This is a genomic window from Franconibacter daqui, from assembly GCF_014644275.1.
In the GTDB taxonomy this organism is placed as follows: Bacteria; Pseudomonadota; Gammaproteobacteria; order Enterobacterales; family Enterobacteriaceae; genus Franconibacter; species Franconibacter pulveris.
Window position 1 is genome coordinate 50,340 of the sequence record NZ_BMKJ01000005.1, and the last position, 15,743, is coordinate 66,082.

Consider the following 15,743-nt stretch of genomic DNA (forward strand, 5'->3'; position numbering starts at 1 on the left):
CCAGTGGGTCATTTTACTGCTAAGGATAGCCAAAGGATTTTTCGCTGTTATGGACAGCGGAAAGTTTCATCGCGGAATTCTGGCTGGCTCACAGAATTTTTCGCCAGAGGGGATCATGAAGAAAATATTACACCGCTTATTCATAACGATGTGTTTACTGGTCATGCTTTCGGCTGAGCCAGCCCTGGCGCACCCGCACAGCTTTATCTCTATGAAAACGCAAATTATTGCCGGGCAGGGCCAGATTACTGCGCTGCAAATGCGCTGGATGATGGATGAAATCACTTCAGCAGACTTATTGTATGACGCCGGAGAAGCGAAACCGGACTCACCGGTCTGGAAACGGCTGGCGGCGGAGGTGATGGCGAACGTGCTGACGCAACATTATTTCACGGAATTCTGGCATAACGGTGAGAAAGTAAAATTCGCCGCCCGGCCTTCCGCCTACAGTTTGTCACGCGAAGGGCACCAGGCGGTGCTTGAGTTTACCTTGCCGCTGGCGCGTCCTCAGCCGCTTGCCGGGCAACGCTACCTGTTCTCAACTTTCGATCCCAGCTATTTTGTCGACATGAGCTATGAAAACGATAACGAGGTGCTTTTGCCGGATGAACTGAAGGGCGCCTGCAAGGTCGCCGTGAAAACGCCGAAACCGGACGCCGCCGTGCAGGCTTTCGCGCTGTCGCTCGATAAAGCGGACGCCCCGCCGGAAGAGATGGCGCTCGGCAAACAGTTCGCCCAGCAGGTGACGCTGCAATGTCAGTGATGGCGACTTCTGGAAAAAAACGCCGCTGGGCACACCTCTGGCCGCTGGCGCTCTTTCTTCTGCTGATGCTAGCGGGCGGCTTCTGGCTATGGCGGGCATGGCCGCAGGTGATGATGGAAAGCGCCCTCTGGCAGCGCAGCGTGAACCGCGAGCTGAGCGGGCTGTTGCAGCAGGTAGCGCAAAACCCGTCGCGGGCGGGCGTTTCGCTGCTGGCTTTCAGTTTTCTTTACGGCGTGCTGCATGCGCTGGGGCCGGGGCATGGCAAAATCGTTATCACCACCTGGCTTGCCACCCATCCTTCGCGCCTGAAACGCAGCCTCGGTTTAACCCTCGCCTCGTCGCTTTTACAGGGACTGGTGGCGATAGGGCTGGTCGTCGTGGTGCTGACGCTTCTCGCGCTCCCGGCGCGACAACTTCATCTGGGCAGTTACTGGCTGGAGAAGGGGAGCTATCTGCTGGTCGGGGGGCTTGGCGCGATGCTCTGCTGGCGAGCGGTTAAGCGGCTACGCGGGCTGCTGCGTAAGCCAACGTTCAACGCTTTCACGCCCCATCATGTGCACAGCGAGACCTGCGGTTGCGGGCATCAGCACCTTCCTTCGCCAAACCAGCTGGAGCGCGCCGATGACTGGCGCGCGAGGTTGATGGTCGTGCTCTCGATGGGCATGCATCCCTGTTCCGGCGCGATTATGGTGCTGCTGTTCAGCAAGGTGATCGGCGTGTTTGGCTGGGGGGTTGCGGCGGCGCTGGCGATGGCGGCGGGCACGTCGCTGACTATCTCGGCTATCGCGCTGTTTGTGCATAGTTTTCGCCAGCTTGCGGTGCGGCTTGGCGGCGGCGCGCCGCCGCTGTGGCGTCAGACCGGATGGGCGACGCTTGCCCTGGCGGGCGGCGTGGCGCTGGTTTTCGCCGCGCTGGTAATGTGCATGAGCGCGCAGCCGCCAGGGCAGGGGCTGCGGCCGTTTTAACGGTTTCCCCGCCGTTTTTCAGGCAACAAAAAAGGCAGGCCGCTTCCGCGGACCTGCCTTTTCGTTTAAGCGGAAAATCGCCTGAAACGGAATTAACGCTTCAGCGCTTCGCTCAGCTCTTCGCGCATGCCCGCCAGCAGCGCTTTCACTACGCGCGGGTTGCCTGCAACGATGTTGCCGGAGCTCATGTAGTTGTGGCCGCCGGTGAAATCGCACACCAGGCCGCCCGCTTCACGCACCAGCAGTTCGCCGGCGGCGAAATCCCACGGCTTCAGGCCGATTTCGAAATAACCATCCACGCGACCGGCAGCAACGTAAGCCAGGTCCAGCGCAGCGGAACCGGTGCGGCGGAAATCGGCGCACTGGGTAAAGAGTTTAGTGACGATGTTCATATAAGCCGGCGCATGCTGCTTGGCTTTGAACGGGAAGCCGGTCGCCAGAATGGTGCCGTCGAGGTCGCGCGCGCTGCCGCCGCGCAGACGGTAGCCGTTGAGCTGGGCGCCCTGGCCGCGTACCGCGGTGAAAAGTTCGTTGCGCATCGGGTCGTAAACCACAGCGACTTCGGTACGGCCTTTAATGCGCACGGCGATGGAGACCGCGAAATGTGGCAGACGCTTAACGAAGTTGGTGGTGCCATCCAGCGGATCGATAACCCATTGAATATCCTGCTCGGTGCCGGCGTGTTCACCGCTTTCTTCGGTGATGATGGTGTGTTGCGGATAGGACTGGCGAATGGTGTCGATAATTACGCGTTCTGCGCCTTTATCGATGTTGGTAACGAAATCATTGCTGCCTTTCTGGCTGGTTTCTACGGCGTCCGGGGTTTCGTAGTTTTTGGCGATAAAGTTTCCGGCCTTGCGCGCAGCACGCACGGCGATGTTGAGCATCGGATGCATCAGGTTTCTCTCACTGGATGTTAAAGAACGGGAAAACGGCGCGGAGTATAGCAGAGGGTTCGGATTATGTCTCAGGTTTATGATAGGATGTCCCAATATTCTTTATTCGTACAGAATCGCTATGCTGGAAAATATTCGTATCGTGCTGGTGGAGACCTCTCATACCGGCAACATGGGCTCGGTCGCCCGCGCCATGAAAACCATGGGCCTGACCAACCTCTGGCTGGTTAACCCGCTGGTGAAGCCGGACTCCCAGGCCATCGCGCTCGCCGCAGGCGCCAGCGACGTCATCGGCAATGCAACGATTGTAGACACGCTTGATGAAGCGCTTTCCGGCTGTAGCCTGGTGGTGGGCACTAGCGCGCGCTCCCGCACGCTCCCCTGGCCGATGCTCGACCCGCGCGAATGCGGCCTTAAGAGCATTTCAGAAAGCCAGCACGCGCCGGTGGCGCTGGTGTTTGGCCGCGAACGCGTGGGGCTGACCAACGAAGAGTTGCAGAAATGCCATTATCACGTCGCCATTGCCGCTAACCCGGAATACAGCTCGCTTAACCTCGCCATGGCGGTGCAGGTCATCGCTTATGAAGTACGCATGGCCTGGCTTGCTACTCAGGAAAACGCGGCGGCGGAACACGAAGAAACGCCATACCCGTTAGTTGACGATCTGGAGCGTTTTTACGGCCACCTGGAGCAAGTGCTGCTGAAAACCGGCTTTATTCGCGCTAACCACCCCGGTCAGGTGATGAACAAATTGCGTCGCCTGTTTACCCGCGCACGCCCGGAAAGTCAGGAACTTAACATTCTGCGCGGCATTCTTGCCTCCATTGAAAATGGCGATAAAGCGAAGCCGGAATAGTTGAGTAAAATACCAGGGTAAATAGTTGACCAAATTACTCGGGAATGTCAGACTTGCGCCTGCTATGCAACACCCATATGACAATAATCCCCCGCTTCGAGGGGCGTGTTTGAGGTTAAGTAAGACATGAGACTGACATCAAAAGGGCGCTATGCCGTGACCGCAATGCTGGACGTTGCACTTAACTCCGAAGCGGGCCCGGTTCCGTTGGCTGATATTTCCGAGCGTCAGGGCATCTCCCTGTCCTATCTGGAGCAGCTGTTTTCCCGTCTGCGCAAAAATGGCCTGGTGGCCAGCGTACGCGGTCCGGGCGGCGGTTATCTGCTTGGTAAAGACGCAAGCAGCATCGCCGTCGGCGAAGTGATTAGCGCCGTTGACGAATCTGTCGACGCGACCCGTTGTCAGGGCAAAGGCGGCTGCCAGGGCGGCGACAAGTGCCTGACCCACGCGCTGTGGCGCGACCTCAGCGACCGTCTGACCGGTTTTCTGAACAACATCACCTTAGGTGAACTGGTGAATAACCAGGAAGTGCTGGACGTTTCTGACCGTCAGCATAACGATGCCCATCGCCCGACCCGCGCTCAGGACGCCATCGACGTCAAACTGCGTGCGTAAGTAAGTTAAAAAAACTACAGGTATTCAGAACCCGGCCGGGGTGTCCGAACACTCCGTCGGTATCGGCTTTTATCCAGCCAGCCGCCGGGTTTACGTATTGAGATGTACGGAGCATAAGAGCAATGAAATTACCGATTTACCTCGACTACTCCGCGACCACGCCGGTTGACCCGCGCGTCGCCGAGAAGATGATGCAGTTTTTGACGATGGACGGCACGTTCGGTAACCCGGCGTCCCGTTCTCACCGCTTTGGCTGGCAGGCGGAAGAGGCGGTTGATATCGCCCGTAACCACATTGCCGACCTGGTTGGCGCAGACCCGCGTGAGATTGTCTTCACCTCTGGCGCGACGGAATCTGACAACCTGGCTATCAAAGGTGCGGCCAATTTCTATCAGAAGAAAGGCAAGCACATCATCACCAGCAAGACCGAGCACAAAGCGGTGCTGGACACGTGCCGCCAGCTGGAGCGCGAAGGGTTTGAAGTGACCTACCTCGCCCCGCAGAGCAACGGCATTATCGATCTCAAAGAGCTCGAAGCGGCGATGCGCGACGACACCATTCTGGTCTCCATCATGCACGTGAACAACGAAATCGGCGTGGTGCAGGATATCGCCACCATCGGCGAAATGTGCCGCGCGCGCGGCATCATCTACCATGTGGACGCGACCCAGAGCGTGGGCAAACTGCCTATCGACCTGAGCCAGCTGAAAGTGGATTTGATGTCCTTCTCCGCTCACAAAATTTATGGCCCGAAAGGCATCGGCGCGCTCTACGTTCGCCGTAAGCCGCGCATTCGCATCGAAGCGCAGATGCACGGCGGCGGTCACGAGCGCGGCATGCGTTCCGGCACCCTGCCTGTTCACCAGATTGTCGGCATGGGCGAAGCTTACCGCATCGCCAAAGAAGAGCTGGAAAGCGAGATGGCGCGCCTGCGCGGTCTGCGTAACCGTCTGTGGAACGGCATTAAAGATATCGAAGAAGTTTACCTGAACGGCGACCTCGAGCAGGGCGTACCGACCATTCTGAACGTGAGCTTTAACTACGTGGAAGGCGAGTCGCTGATCATGGCGCTGAAAGACCTGGCCGTCTCTTCCGGTTCCGCCTGTACCTCGGCGAGCCTGGAGCCGTCCTACGTGCTGCGCGCGCTGGGCATGAACGACGAGCTGGCCCATAGCTCTATCCGTTTCTCTTTAGGTCGTTTTACTACCGAAGAAGAAATTGATTACACCATCGAGCTGGTTCGTAAATCCATCGGCCGTCTGCGCGACCTTTCTCCGCTGTGGGAAATGTTCAAGCAGGGCGTGGACCTGAACAGCATCGAATGGGCGCATCATTAATCGGTATCCGACGGGAGAAATAAAACATGGCATACAGCGAAAAAGTTATCGATCACTACGAGAATCCGCGCAACGTCGGTTCTTTTGACAACAACGACGAAAGCGTCGGTAGCGGCATGGTCGGCGCGCCGGCCTGCGGCGACGTGATGAAGCTGCAGATCAAAGTCAACAATGAGGGTATCATTGAAGACGCGCGCTTTAAGACCTACGGCTGCGGCTCCGCTATTGCTTCCAGCTCCCTTATCACCGAGTGGGTGAAGGGCAAATCCCTGGACGAAGCGCAGGCTATCAAGAACACCGACATCGCCGAGGAGCTTGAGCTTCCGCCAGTGAAAATTCACTGCTCTATTCTTGCGGAAGACGCCATTAAAGCCGCGATTGCGGATTACAAAAGCAAACAAGCCAAATAATTGAGGTTGTAGTATGTCGATTACCCTTAGCGATTCCGCCGCCGCGCGTGTGAATGCCTTCCTTGCCAACCGCGGTAAAGGGTTTGGCCTGCGTCTTGGCGTGCGCACGTCTGGCTGCTCTGGCATGGCCTATGTGCTGGAATTTGTTGATGAACCCCAGCCGGAAGACCAGGTGTTCGAAGACAAAGGCGTAAAAGTGGTTGTCGATGGCAAAAGCCTGCAATTCCTCAACGGCACTCAGCTGGACTTCGTTAAAGAAGGCCTCAACGAAGGGTTTAAGTTTACTAACCCGAACGTAAAAGATGAGTGCGGCTGCGGCGAAAGTTTCAACGTCTGATACCACGACCCGCCCTGATGACCCCACCGCCCGACCGGGCGCGTGGGGCATTGCTTTACCACGCTGACCCCGAGACCGTTATGGATTACTTCACCCTCTTTGGGTTGCAGCCTGGCTTTGCGCTCGACAGTGAACAACTGGCGGCGCGTTACCAGGAGCTGCAACGTCAGTATCATCCCGATAAATACGCCAGCCGTCCGCAAGCCGAGCAACTGGCGGCCCTCTCGCAATCCGCCACCATCAATCAGGCCTGGCAAACGCTGCGCCACCCGCTGACCCGCGCTGAATATCTGCTTTCGCTTCACGGCTTCGACCTGGCAAGCGAGCAGCACACCGTGCGTGATACGGCATTCCTGATGGAACAGCTGGAGCTGCGCGAAGAGCTGGATGAGATTGAGCAGGCGAAAGATACCGAGCGTCTCGAGTCGTTCATGCAGCGGGTGAAAGGCATGTACAACACCCGCCATCAGCAGATGGTGGCGGAGCTGGACAGCGAAGCGTGGACGCAGGCGGCGGACACCGTGCGCAAACTCCGTTTTCTCGATAAACTGCAAAGCCAGTCAGAACAACTCGAAGAAAAGCTGCTCGATTTTTAATTCTGGAAGCTCAACATGGCCTTATTACAAATCAGTGAGCCGGGCATGAGTAGCGCGCCGCACCAGCGTAAGCTTGCGGCGGGCATCGACCTTGGCACCACCAACTCGCTGGTGGCGACGGTTCGCAGTGGGCAAACCGAAACCCTGGCGGACCACGAAGGCCGCCATCTGCTGCCCTCCGTTGTGCATTATCAGCACCAGGGCCACACCGTGGGCTGGGAAGCGCGCGCGCAAGCCGCCAGCGACCCGGTCAACACCATCAGCTCCGTTAAGCGCATGATGGGCCGCTCCCTTGCTGATATTCAGGCACGCTACCCCCATCTGCCGTACCACTTAACGGCAAGCGAAAACGGCCTGCCGATGATCAACACGCCTGCCGGGCTGCTGAATCCGGTGCGCGTCTCTGCCGATATCCTCAAAGCGCTGGCTGAACGCGCGCGCGAAGCGCTGGCGGGCGAGCTTGACGGCGTAGTGATCACCGTTCCCGCTTATTTTGACGACGCCCAGCGCCAGGGCACCAAAGACGCCGCCCGCCTCGCCGGGCTGCATGTGCTGCGCCTGCTAAACGAACCTACCGCTGCGGCCATCGCCTATGGCCTCGATTCGGGGCAGGAAGGGGTGATCGCGGTTTACGATCTTGGCGGCGGCACGTTTGATATCTCTATCTTGCGCTTAAGCCGCGGGGTGTTTGAGGTGCTGGCGACCGGCGGTGATTCCGCGCTCGGCGGCGACGACTTCGACCACCTGCTGGCGGATTTCATTCGCGAACAGGCGGGCCTCACGGACCGTACCGACAACCGTCTCCAGCGTCAGCTTCTCGACGTCGCCATCGCGGCGAAAATCGCCCTGAGCGACGCCGAAACCGCAGAGGTCGAGGTGGCGGGCTGGCGGGGCAGCGTCACCCGCGAGCAGTTCAACGCGCTTATCGCGCCGCTGGTGAAACGCACGCTGCTGGCCTGCCGCCGCGCGCTGAAAGACGCGGGCGTAGAGGCACAAGAGGTGCTGGAAGCGGTAATGGTGGGCGGCTCCACCCGTGTGCCGCTGGTGCGCGAGCGCGTGGGCGAGTTTTTCGGCCGCACGCCGCTGACCTCCATCGACCCGGACAAAGTGGTCGCTATCGGCGCGGCGATTCAGGCGGATATCCTGGTCGGCAACAAGCCGGACAGTGAAATGCTGCTGCTGGACGTGATTCCGCTGTCGCTCGGTCTTGAGACCATGGGCGGTCTGGTGGAAAAAGTCATTCCGCGCAACACCACCATCCCGGTCGCCCGCGCTCAGGAGTTCACTACTTTTAAAGACGGGCAGACCGCCATGGCTATCCACGTCATGCAGGGCGAGCGCGAGCTGGTGCAGGATTGTCGATCGCTGGCGCGCTTTACGCTGCGCGGCATTCCCGCGATGCCGGCAGGCGGCGCGCATATCCGCGTCACCTTCCAGGTGGACGCCGACGGCCTGCTGAGCGTCACCGCGATGGAAAAATCCACCGGCGTGGAAGCGTCTATTCAGGTGAAGCCTTCTTACGGTCTGACCGACGGTGAAATCGCCGCCATGATTCAGGATTCCATGAATTTTGCCGAGCAGGACGTGAAAGCGCGCATGCTGGCCGAGCAGAAAGTGGAAGCCGCCCGCGTGCTGGAAAGCCTGGAAGGGGCGCTGAAAACCGACGCCGCGCTGTTAAGCGCCGCGGAGCGTCAGGCGGTTGACGAGGCGGTAGCGGCACTTCGCGCCGCCGCCCTTGGCGATGATGCCGACGCCATTGAACACGCCATTAAAAATACAGACAAACAAACCCAGGAGTTTGCCGCTCGCCGTATGGATGCTTCTATCCGTAAAGCGTTGAAAGGCCACTCCGTGGACGAGGTTTAATATGCCAAAGATTGTTTTTCTGCCTCATCAGGATCTCTGTCCCGATGGCGCAGTTCTGGAAGCGAAGAGCGGTGAAACCATTCTTGACGTTGCGCTGCGCAACGGCATAGACATTGAGCACGCCTGCGAAAAATCGTGCGCCTGCACCACCTGCCACTGCATCGTGCGCGAAGGTTTCGACTCGTTGCCGGAAAGCAGCGAAGACGAAGACGACATGCTGGATAAAGCCTGGGGGCTTGAGCCGGAAAGCCGCCTGAGCTGCCAGGCGCGCGTCACCGATGAAGATCTGGTGGTCGAAATGCCGCGTTACACTATCAACCATGCTCGCGAGCACTAACCGGGGGTAGTATGGGACTGAAATGGACCGACAGCCGCGAAATCGGCGAGGCGCTGTACGACAGCCGCCCGGATACCGATCCGAAGACTGTGCGTTTCACCGATATGCATCAGTGGATCTGCGAGCTTGAGGATTTCGATGACGATCCGAACGCGTCTAACGAAAAAATCCTCGAAGCGATACTGCTGGTCTGGCTGGACGAAGCAGAATAACGAAACGGGCTGCCTCTGGCGGCCCGTTTTTACGTTTTAACCATGAGCCGACTATAAGGACAATAAGATGACCGAAGCCATGAAAATCACCCTTTCCACCACTCCCGCCGACGCCCGCTGGGGTGAAAAAGCCGCTTACAGCATCAACAACGAAGGCATTACCCTGCATCTGACCGGCAAGGACGACCTTGCGCTTATCCAGCGCGCGGGGCGTAAAATCGACGGCCAGGGGCTGAAGCACGTGGAACTGGCCGGCGAAGGCTGGGACGTGGAGAAAAGCTGGGCCTTCTGGATGGGCTATCGCGGGCCGAAAGGCAAGCGTACGGTGAGCTGGGCGAAGCTTGACGACGCCCAGCAGCAGGAGCTTACCAGCCGCCTGAAAATCATCGACTGGGTGCGCGATGTTATCAACGCCCCGGCAGAAGAGGTGGGGCCGGAGCAGCTGGCGCAGCGCGCGGTCGATCTGCTGGCGGACGTTGGCGGCGAGCGCGTGACTTATCGCATTACCAAAGGCGAGGATCTGCGCGAGCAGAACTACCTTGGCCTGCATACCGTAGGCCGTGGTTCAGAGCGCCCGCCGGTGCTGCTGACGCTCGACTTCAACCCGACAGGGGACAAGAGCGCGCCGGTTTACGCTTGCCTCGTGGGTAAAGGCATTACGTTTGACTCCGGCGGCTATAGCATCAAGCAGACCGCCTTTATGGATTCGATGAAGTCGGACATGGGCGGCGCGGCGCTGGTGACCGGCTCGCTGGCTTTCGCTATCACCCGCGGCCTTAACAAGCGCGTGAAGCTGATCCTCTGCTGCGCGGACAACATGATCAGCGGCAACGCTTTCCGCCTGGGCGATATCATCACCTACCGCAACGGCAAAACCGTTGAGGTGATGAATACTGACGCCGAAGGCCGCCTGGTGCTGGCGGACGGGCTTATCGACGCCTCAGCCCAGAAGCCGGAGCTTATCATCGACTGCGCCACGCTGACGGGCGCGGCGAAAACTGCGCTCGGCAACGATTACCACGCGCTGTTTAGCTTTGACGACGCGCTGGCGGCTCGCCTGCTGGAGAGCGCGAACGCTGAAAACGAAGCCTTCTGGCGCCTGCCGCTGGCGGAGTTCCATCGCAGCCAGCTGCCTTCCAACTTCGCCGAGCTGAACAACACGGCGGGCGGCGCTTACCCGGCGGGCGCCAGCACGGCGGCGGGTTTCCTGTCGCATTTTGTTGAAAATTATCAGCAGGGCTGGCTGCATATCGACTGCTCCGCCACTTACCGTAAGGCTGCGGTAGAGCAGTGGGCGGCTGGCGCCACCGGCATCGGCGTGCGCACGCTGGCGAACCTGCTGACCGCAGAGTAACGTTCCAGGCGGGCGGCGTTGCGCTGACCCGCTGCGGAAAATGCCGCTATTCCTGTGGCGAGAGGCATGACCCCTCGCCGTTAATAAACAGACGATTTAAACCTTATGTCCGAAACCAAAAACGAACTTGAGACCCTGCTGGAAAAAGCGGCCACTGAACCCGCGCACCGGCCCGCATTTTTCCGCGTCCTGCTGGACTCCACCGTCTGGGTGCCGGGCGAAGCGGCGCAGGGCGAGGCCATCGATGCCGACAGCGCGGTGGATTTGCAGCACTGGGAAAAAGAAGACGGCGCGTCCGTTATTCCGTTTTTCACCTCGCTTGAAGCCATGCAGCAGGCGGTGGATTACCAGCAGGCGTTTGTCATGATGCCTGCGCGCCAGCTTTTTGAAATGACCCTTGGCGAAGCGCTCTTTCTGAACGCGAAGCTTCCAACCGGCAAAGAGTTTACGCCGCGTGAAATCAGCCATCTTATCAGCAAGGAAGGTGATGCAGTCAGCAGCCAGGAAGTGCTCGAAGGCGGTGTTTCGCTGCTGCTCTCGGAGGTCAACGAGCCGCCGGCGCAGATGATTGATTCGCTCACCACGCTCTTTAAAGAGATGAAAACGGTGAAACGGGCATTTCTCTGTTCTATCAAAGAGCAGGCGGATGAACAGCCGAACCTGCTCATTGGCATCGAGGCGGAGGGCGATATCGATCCGGTGATCCGCGCCGCGGGCAGCGTGGCGATGGATACGCTGCCAGGCGATGAGCCGGTGGATATATGCCAGGTCAAAGAGGGCGAGAAGGGAATAAGTCATTTTATGATTGCCCATATTACGCCGTTTTATGAACGCCGCTGGGGCAGTTTCCTGCGCGACTTTAAACAAAACCGTATTATTTAATTTCCGGGGCGGCAGACATTGCCGCCTTTTTATTTCCCGCCATGGCGCCGTTATTTATTCTCTTCATCAAGACAAATTCTGGTAGGCCCCTGTTCATCCTCTCTTTGCTAAGCTTGCCCGCTGCTGAGTCCCTCCTGTTTCGCTGTTTAGTTTAGCGCCCGCAACCGGGGCGCAGCAGGGACTGGCATACCTTAGCTTGCGCTTGCGCAACGGCATCGCCGTTATCCAGCGCGTTTTAACGCGTGAATGCTGTTCACATTTATTGGCCTGTTGAGAAACGCGCCGCGTAACGTTAACGGCAAGGCGGGCCTCTGGAAACGTTAGAGCGTTACTGAAAACCTGATTTTAACCCACAGGCCCCTGAGAGGGCCGTGGTCTCAATGCGTCTGCCAGGCGGCAGGCGTGGTTAACGGCGCGGGCAAGGCGCTCGCCCTCTATGGCTAAAACAAGGAAAACGGATATTACGATGAACAGGAAGAGCCTTATCTATCTCTTTTTGGTGCCGCTGCTGATTGCCTGCTATGGCCTCTGGCAGCACTACCGGGTAAGCGACATTACCGGACGCGTCGATTTTTCAAACGCCCTGATCCAGACGGCGAACGAGGCGTTGCAAAAGGACAGCAATGCGGTGGTGGAATTCGCCGCTGACGGCGAAAACTATCGCATGCCGGCGAAAGAGCTCATCACGAATGAACGCCAACTGCAAAACCAGTACGCCAGGGAAATTATGCTGGCCCAACTGCAAAGCAAACTGGCGGACCTGGCCGTAGGCCTGGCGCTGTTGTGCATTGTGCTCAATGCCGGCGCGCTTGCTCTGTGTCGGCGCAGCGTAAAAGTGGCGAAGCGCTCTCAGGACGACCTGGTGCGCGCTTTCGACCGCTGCCGCAAACTGCTGCCGTGGCTGATGGTCTCGCAGATTGTTATCTGCGGGCTGGCTTTCTTCTGCGCTGTGGTTTACGAAACGCTCTGGTTCGGCACCCATTTCAAAATGAACGCGGGCGGCATCAAAGTGATGTTTTTCGCGCTTATGGTGCTGTTCGGTATTTTGTGGGTGCTCTACAAGAGCCTTGGCAGCCTGAAGCAGTGTTTTACTTTGTTCCAGCCGGAGCCGCACGAGGTGGCGGGTCATAACCTGACCCGTGAGCAGGCGCCAGCGCTGTGGCAGTGGGTGGAGTCGCTGGCGCAGCGTCTTGGCGCTATCGTGCCGGATAATATCGTGGTCGGTCTGCTGGAGGGCTTTTATGTGACGGCTAACCCCGTACAGCTGGAAGAGGGCCCGCTGCTGAAAGGGCAGACGCTTTACTTCCCGCTGACCTGGGCGGCGCTCATGGATAAAGACGAACTGAGCGCCGTCGTCGGGCACGAGCTGGGCCATTTTGCAGGCCAGGACACGCTCTACAGCCTGCGCTTTGCGCCGCTCTATGCGGGCATCAGCCACAGTATTGAAACCATGGTGCTTAACCAGCGCAACGCGCCCGTGCTGGACCATGTCATTCTTTATCCTTCGCTGCACATCGGCATTCAGTTCATTCAGCAGCTTCACGAAACGGTAAGCCACTGGAGCCGCATCCGCGAGCATGAAGCCGACGCCGTCGGCGCCCGCGCCAGCTCTCCCCGCGCGCTTGCCGCTTCGCTGCTGCGTATCTCCGCTATTGGCGAAGCGCAGAATCGCGTCTTCGAGGCTTTCTTTAACGGCAAGCTGCAGAGCGACAACCTGGTGGAAAACGTGATTGACGATCTGCGGGTCAACGGCTTTAGCGACCCGCAGCACTATCTTGAGAGCGAAACGGCGCACCCGACCGACAGCCACCCGCCGAGCCGCAAGCGCATCGAAACGCTGGGCTGCCCGCTGGACGCCTCGCTGCTGGCGCAGGCTACCCGTCCGGCTGAGGATGCCTGGCAGAGCCTGACGCCGCTTCTGCCTCAGGCCGCGGCGATGGCGGCGCAAATGACCCGTGAGCTGGATGGCAAGGCCACGCAGCATCGCGAAGCGTTCCGTCGCGAACTGGAAGAAGTGGTGGAGCAGGCGGGCGAATCAGTCACGTTGTATACCGGCAACAAGGTCTATGTCGTCGGCGGCTTTTTGGCGATTATTCTGTTCGTCGCGTCGTTTATTCTGCTCACCCAGCTTGGCTTCAACTATCTGGGCGAACCTAACCTGAATATGCTGGCTGGCGGCGCGGCCATGGGCGCGCTGGGACTGCTGGCGTGCTGGTCGCTCTGGCAACAGTGGCGTAAGCGCCATACGCCGTTCCTGACCCTGACGCCGCAAGCGCTACGCTGTCGCCAGTTCACCGCCGATATCCCGCTTAACGCGATAGAGGATTTCAAGGTGCAGAACATGAACGACACCATCACCGTGACGCTCATTTGCAAGCAAGGTTATGAACTGCCGCGCGCCGTGGGCGGCTGGTGGAAAAACCGCACCCGGGTGCAGCGCAGCAAAAACCAACTGATGTTTACCTGGATAGGCAAGCTGAAAGGCGAAGATAAAAAGGCCTATTCTACTGAAACGCTGCTGGAGCTGTTCATCCGCAACCTGAACGCGATTCACGCTCGCGAGGCGCTGAACAACTTTAAGTAATGCTCCCTTCGGCGCGGCCAGTGTGCCGCGCCATTACGCCATCGCCTGCAGCAAAAGCAGATCGATAAGCAGCACCAGGTTGGACTCAAACGAGGTAATGCCGTCCGCTTGCGCCGCGAAATGGATCCCTTCGTCATAAAGGGCGAAATGCAGGTCGGCCATCGCCGCCAGGCTGTTGGGCGAGGCGCGGGTAAAGGCCACCACTTTCATACCCACGTTTTGCGCAATGCGGGCTTTATCCAGCACCTGCTCGGTTTCGCCGCTGCGGGAAACGGCGATAAACACTTCATACCGGGAAGCGTTGCTGAGAAAAATTGCCCGGCTGTCGCCCGGACCAGAAATAAACGCCGTCTTGCCCAGCACCTGCAGCTTTTTGGTCAGGTACTCGGCGAAAAGCCAGGAAAAACCGGCGCCGTAGAGAAAGAAATGTTCTTTCTCACGCAGCAGCTGCGAAAACAGCGCCATTTTTTCCGGCGTCACCCACTGAAAGGTGCGCCGGTAATTGCTGAGGAAACGTTCAAACAGCGCGGGCACCGCGTCGCTCTGCGCGGCGGGCGCTTCACTGGCGATATGCGGCGAGGCGGAAAGCAGTTGCTTGCAGTGCCAGATAAGCTCGCTGTAGCCGCTAAAACCGAGCTTCTGGCACAAACGCATAATGGTGGCGGTGGAGACGTATGTCGCCTGCGCCAGTTCGCGCACCGTGACCTTGCCTACCAGTAAAGGGTGGCCGGTCAGGTGCGACAAAACGCGATACTCCGCGCGCGTCAACGACTCCCCGCGCGTCAGCAGCGGCGCAAGGCGGCTGTCCATTATTGCGCCGGTTCGATGGGCAGGTCGTTGCGCGCGCCCCATTCGCTCCAGGAGCCGTCGTAAAGTTTAACCTCTTCCACCCCGAGCGTGGCGAGCGCCAGCATCACCACCGCCGCGGTTACGCCGGAGCCGCAGCTGGCGATAATGGGCTGCGTCAGATTAACCCCCTGGCGGTTAAACACCTCCTGTAACTCGTCAGTGGTTTTTAACTGCCCTTTAATCACTAAGTCGGTCCAGGGCACGTTCAGCGCGCCGGGAATATGGCCGCGTTTCAGGCCGGGGCGCGGTTCGTCCGCTTCGGCGTTAAAGCGTGCGGCGGGACGTGCGTCGACCAGTTGCGCGGTTTTTTCATGGCTCGCCAGCAAGACTTCCGGCAGGCGCTTTATCAGCGAGTCGTCAAACTTCACCTCGAAGTCGCCTTCCGGCAGGCTGACCTCGCCTTCAATAAGCGGATAACCGTCGCGCTGCCACTCCGCCAGCCCGCCCGCCAGAATCGACACGTTCTGCACGCCAAAAGCGCGCAGCATCCACCAGGCGCGCGGCGCGGAGAAGAGGTTGCCTTCGTCATAGACCACCAGGTGTTTATCGCTGCTGACGCCCAGCTCGCGCATCGCCACCGCGAACGTTTCCGGGCGCGGCATCATGTGGGGCAGGGAGGTGGTGTGATCGGAGAGGGCTTCAATATCAAAAAAGACCGCGCCGGGAATATGGCCCGCGCGGTACTCTTCAGCCATATTGCGCAGATGCTCCTGACCTGCGGGCGCCATACGGGCGTCGAGGATCTGGATTTCCGGATCGTCGATATGCTCTGCGAGCCAGTCGCCCGCGACAAAGAAAGTGGTGGACATGGTTTTCTCCGTGTCAAAACTGAGAAACGGATTGTCAGCGCTTTTCCGCCGGACCACAAGGACACCACTTTCATG

The 15,743-nt window shown here is 59.0% G+C and carries 17 protein-coding genes; 14 read left to right on the plus strand and 3 right to left on the minus strand.

Going from position 1 to position 15,743, the window contains the following annotated elements; all coding sequences use genetic code 11:
- The first annotated feature begins 115 nt into the window (after positions 1 to 115).
- Both IEX01_RS15920 and IEX01_RS15925 read left to right on the plus strand, forming a co-directional pair.
- A complete protein-coding gene (locus IEX01_RS15920; RefSeq protein ID WP_373289691.1) occupies positions 116 to 763 on the plus strand; it encodes a DUF1007 family protein in 648 nt (215 codons plus the stop codon).
- Positions 754 to 1,728, plus strand: coding sequence for a nickel/cobalt transporter (locus IEX01_RS15925; RefSeq protein ID WP_188724161.1), 975 nt, complete (start codon positions 754 to 756; stop codon positions 1,726 to 1,728). The genes IEX01_RS15920 and IEX01_RS15925 overlap by 10 nt, the downstream gene beginning before the upstream one ends.
- 92 nt (positions 1,729 to 1,820) lie before the next feature.
- Here the strand turns inward: IEX01_RS15925 and suhB are convergent, their stop codons facing one another.
- Positions 1,821 to 2,624, minus strand: coding sequence for an inositol-1-monophosphatase (gene suhB, locus IEX01_RS15930; protein ID WP_024558758.1), 804 nt, complete (start codon positions 2,622 to 2,624; stop codon positions 1,821 to 1,823).
- A gap of 121 nt (positions 2,625 to 2,745) precedes the next feature.
- On the opposite strand from suhB, the gene trmJ reads away from it, so the two are divergent.
- From trmJ to IEX01_RS15990, 12 genes are all read left to right on the plus strand, one after another.
- The gene (gene trmJ, locus IEX01_RS15935; protein ID WP_024558757.1) at positions 2,746 to 3,480 is read left to right on the plus strand and encodes a tRNA (cytosine(32)/uridine(32)-2'-O)-methyltransferase TrmJ; all 735 of its coding nucleotides are present in this window, start codon (positions 2,746 to 2,748) and stop codon (positions 3,478 to 3,480) included.
- Between the two features lie 126 nt (positions 3,481 to 3,606).
- Positions 3,607 to 4,095 carry a Fe-S cluster assembly transcriptional regulator IscR gene (gene iscR / locus IEX01_RS15940; protein WP_024558756.1) on the plus strand — a complete coding sequence of 163 codons (489 nt, stop codon included), beginning with the start codon at positions 3,607 to 3,609 and terminating at the stop codon, positions 4,093 to 4,095.
- A gap of 122 nt (positions 4,096 to 4,217) precedes the next feature.
- The gene (gene iscS, locus IEX01_RS15945) at positions 4,218 to 5,432 is read left to right on the plus strand and encodes a cysteine desulfurase (protein ID WP_024558755.1); all 1,215 of its coding nucleotides are present in this window, start codon (positions 4,218 to 4,220) and stop codon (positions 5,430 to 5,432) included.
- A gap of 26 nt (positions 5,433 to 5,458) precedes the next feature.
- On the plus strand, positions 5,459 to 5,842 hold the full coding sequence (gene iscU, locus IEX01_RS15950) for a Fe-S cluster assembly scaffold IscU (RefSeq protein ID WP_024558754.1): 384 nt from the start codon (positions 5,459 to 5,461) through the stop codon (positions 5,840 to 5,842).
- A gap of 13 nt (positions 5,843 to 5,855) precedes the next feature.
- Entirely contained in the window at positions 5,856 to 6,179 is a 324-nt protein-coding gene (iscA, locus tag IEX01_RS15955; RefSeq protein WP_024558753.1) for an iron-sulfur cluster assembly protein IscA, read from the plus strand.
- 80 nt (positions 6,180 to 6,259) lie between these two features.
- The gene (hscB, locus tag IEX01_RS15960) at positions 6,260 to 6,775 is read left to right on the plus strand and encodes a co-chaperone HscB (protein ID WP_024560287.1); all 516 of its coding nucleotides are present in this window, start codon (positions 6,260 to 6,262) and stop codon (positions 6,773 to 6,775) included.
- A gap of 15 nt (positions 6,776 to 6,790) precedes the next feature.
- Positions 6,791 to 8,641, plus strand: coding sequence for a Fe-S protein assembly chaperone HscA (hscA, locus tag IEX01_RS15965; protein WP_188724162.1), 1,851 nt, complete (start codon positions 6,791 to 6,793; stop codon positions 8,639 to 8,641).
- 1 nt (position 8,642) lies between these two features.
- Positions 8,643 to 8,978, plus strand: a complete 336-nt coding sequence (gene fdx, locus IEX01_RS15970; RefSeq protein ID WP_024558750.1) for an ISC system 2Fe-2S type ferredoxin — start codon at positions 8,643 to 8,645, stop codon at positions 8,976 to 8,978.
- A gap of 11 nt (positions 8,979 to 8,989) precedes the next feature.
- The gene (gene iscX / locus IEX01_RS15975; RefSeq protein WP_024558749.1) at positions 8,990 to 9,190 is read left to right on the plus strand and encodes a Fe-S cluster assembly protein IscX; all 201 of its coding nucleotides are present in this window, start codon (positions 8,990 to 8,992) and stop codon (positions 9,188 to 9,190) included.
- A 67-nt stretch (positions 9,191 to 9,257) separates the two neighbouring features.
- A complete protein-coding gene (gene pepB, locus IEX01_RS15980; protein ID WP_024558748.1) occupies positions 9,258 to 10,544 on the plus strand; it encodes an aminopeptidase PepB in 1,287 nt (428 codons plus the stop codon).
- Between the two features lie 105 nt (positions 10,545 to 10,649).
- Complete coding sequence (gene sseB, locus IEX01_RS15985; protein WP_024558747.1) at positions 10,650 to 11,426, plus strand: enhanced serine sensitivity protein SseB; 777 nt, start codon at positions 10,650 to 10,652, stop codon at positions 11,424 to 11,426.
- Between the two features lie 466 nt (positions 11,427 to 11,892).
- The gene (locus tag IEX01_RS15990; RefSeq protein WP_188724163.1) at positions 11,893 to 14,010 is read left to right on the plus strand and encodes a M48 family metallopeptidase; all 2,118 of its coding nucleotides are present in this window, start codon (positions 11,893 to 11,895) and stop codon (positions 14,008 to 14,010) included.
- Positions 14,011 to 14,043: 33 nt separating this feature from the next.
- Here IEX01_RS15990 and IEX01_RS15995 read toward each other — a convergent pair whose 3' ends face one another.
- Positions 14,044 to 14,820 (minus strand): MurR/RpiR family transcriptional regulator, encoded by a 777-nt coding sequence (locus IEX01_RS15995; RefSeq protein WP_024560291.1) that lies wholly within the window; start codon positions 14,818 to 14,820, stop codon positions 14,044 to 14,046.
- Complete coding sequence (sseA, locus tag IEX01_RS16000; protein ID WP_024558744.1) at positions 14,820 to 15,668, minus strand: 3-mercaptopyruvate sulfurtransferase; 849 nt, start codon at positions 15,666 to 15,668, stop codon at positions 14,820 to 14,822. The genes IEX01_RS15995 and sseA overlap by 1 nt, the downstream gene beginning before the upstream one ends.
- Between the last annotated feature and the right edge of the window lie 75 nt (positions 15,669 to 15,743).

Coding starts and splice junctions, on each gene's coding strand:
- IEX01_RS15920 (WP_373289691.1), top strand. CDS start 116: ATGAAGAAAATATTACACCGCTTATTCATAACGATGTGTTTACTGGTC.
- IEX01_RS15925 (WP_188724161.1), top strand. CDS start 754: ATGTCAGTGATGGCGACTTCTGGAAAAAAACGCCGCTGGGCACACCTC.
- suhB (WP_024558758.1), bottom strand. CDS start 2,624: ATGCATCCGATGCTCAACATCGCCGTGCGTGCTGCGCGCAAGGCCGGA.
- trmJ (WP_024558757.1), top strand. CDS start 2,746: ATGCTGGAAAATATTCGTATCGTGCTGGTGGAGACCTCTCATACCGGC.
- iscR (WP_024558756.1), top strand. CDS start 3,607: ATGAGACTGACATCAAAAGGGCGCTATGCCGTGACCGCAATGCTGGAC.
- iscS (WP_024558755.1), top strand. CDS start 4,218: ATGAAATTACCGATTTACCTCGACTACTCCGCGACCACGCCGGTTGAC.
- iscU (WP_024558754.1), top strand. CDS start 5,459: ATGGCATACAGCGAAAAAGTTATCGATCACTACGAGAATCCGCGCAAC.
- iscA (WP_024558753.1), top strand. CDS start 5,856: ATGTCGATTACCCTTAGCGATTCCGCCGCCGCGCGTGTGAATGCCTTC.
- hscB (WP_024560287.1), top strand. CDS start 6,260: ATGGATTACTTCACCCTCTTTGGGTTGCAGCCTGGCTTTGCGCTCGAC.
- hscA (WP_188724162.1), top strand. CDS start 6,791: ATGGCCTTATTACAAATCAGTGAGCCGGGCATGAGTAGCGCGCCGCAC.
- fdx (WP_024558750.1), top strand. CDS start 8,643: ATGCCAAAGATTGTTTTTCTGCCTCATCAGGATCTCTGTCCCGATGGC.
- iscX (WP_024558749.1), top strand. CDS start 8,990: ATGGGACTGAAATGGACCGACAGCCGCGAAATCGGCGAGGCGCTGTAC.
- pepB (WP_024558748.1), top strand. CDS start 9,258: ATGACCGAAGCCATGAAAATCACCCTTTCCACCACTCCCGCCGACGCC.
- sseB (WP_024558747.1), top strand. CDS start 10,650: ATGTCCGAAACCAAAAACGAACTTGAGACCCTGCTGGAAAAAGCGGCC.
- IEX01_RS15990 (WP_188724163.1), top strand. CDS start 11,893: ATGAACAGGAAGAGCCTTATCTATCTCTTTTTGGTGCCGCTGCTGATT.
- IEX01_RS15995 (WP_024560291.1), bottom strand. CDS start 14,820: ATGGACAGCCGCCTTGCGCCGCTGCTGACGCGCGGGGAGTCGTTGACG.
- sseA (WP_024558744.1), bottom strand. CDS start 15,668: ATGTCCACCACTTTCTTTGTCGCGGGCGACTGGCTCGCAGAGCATATC.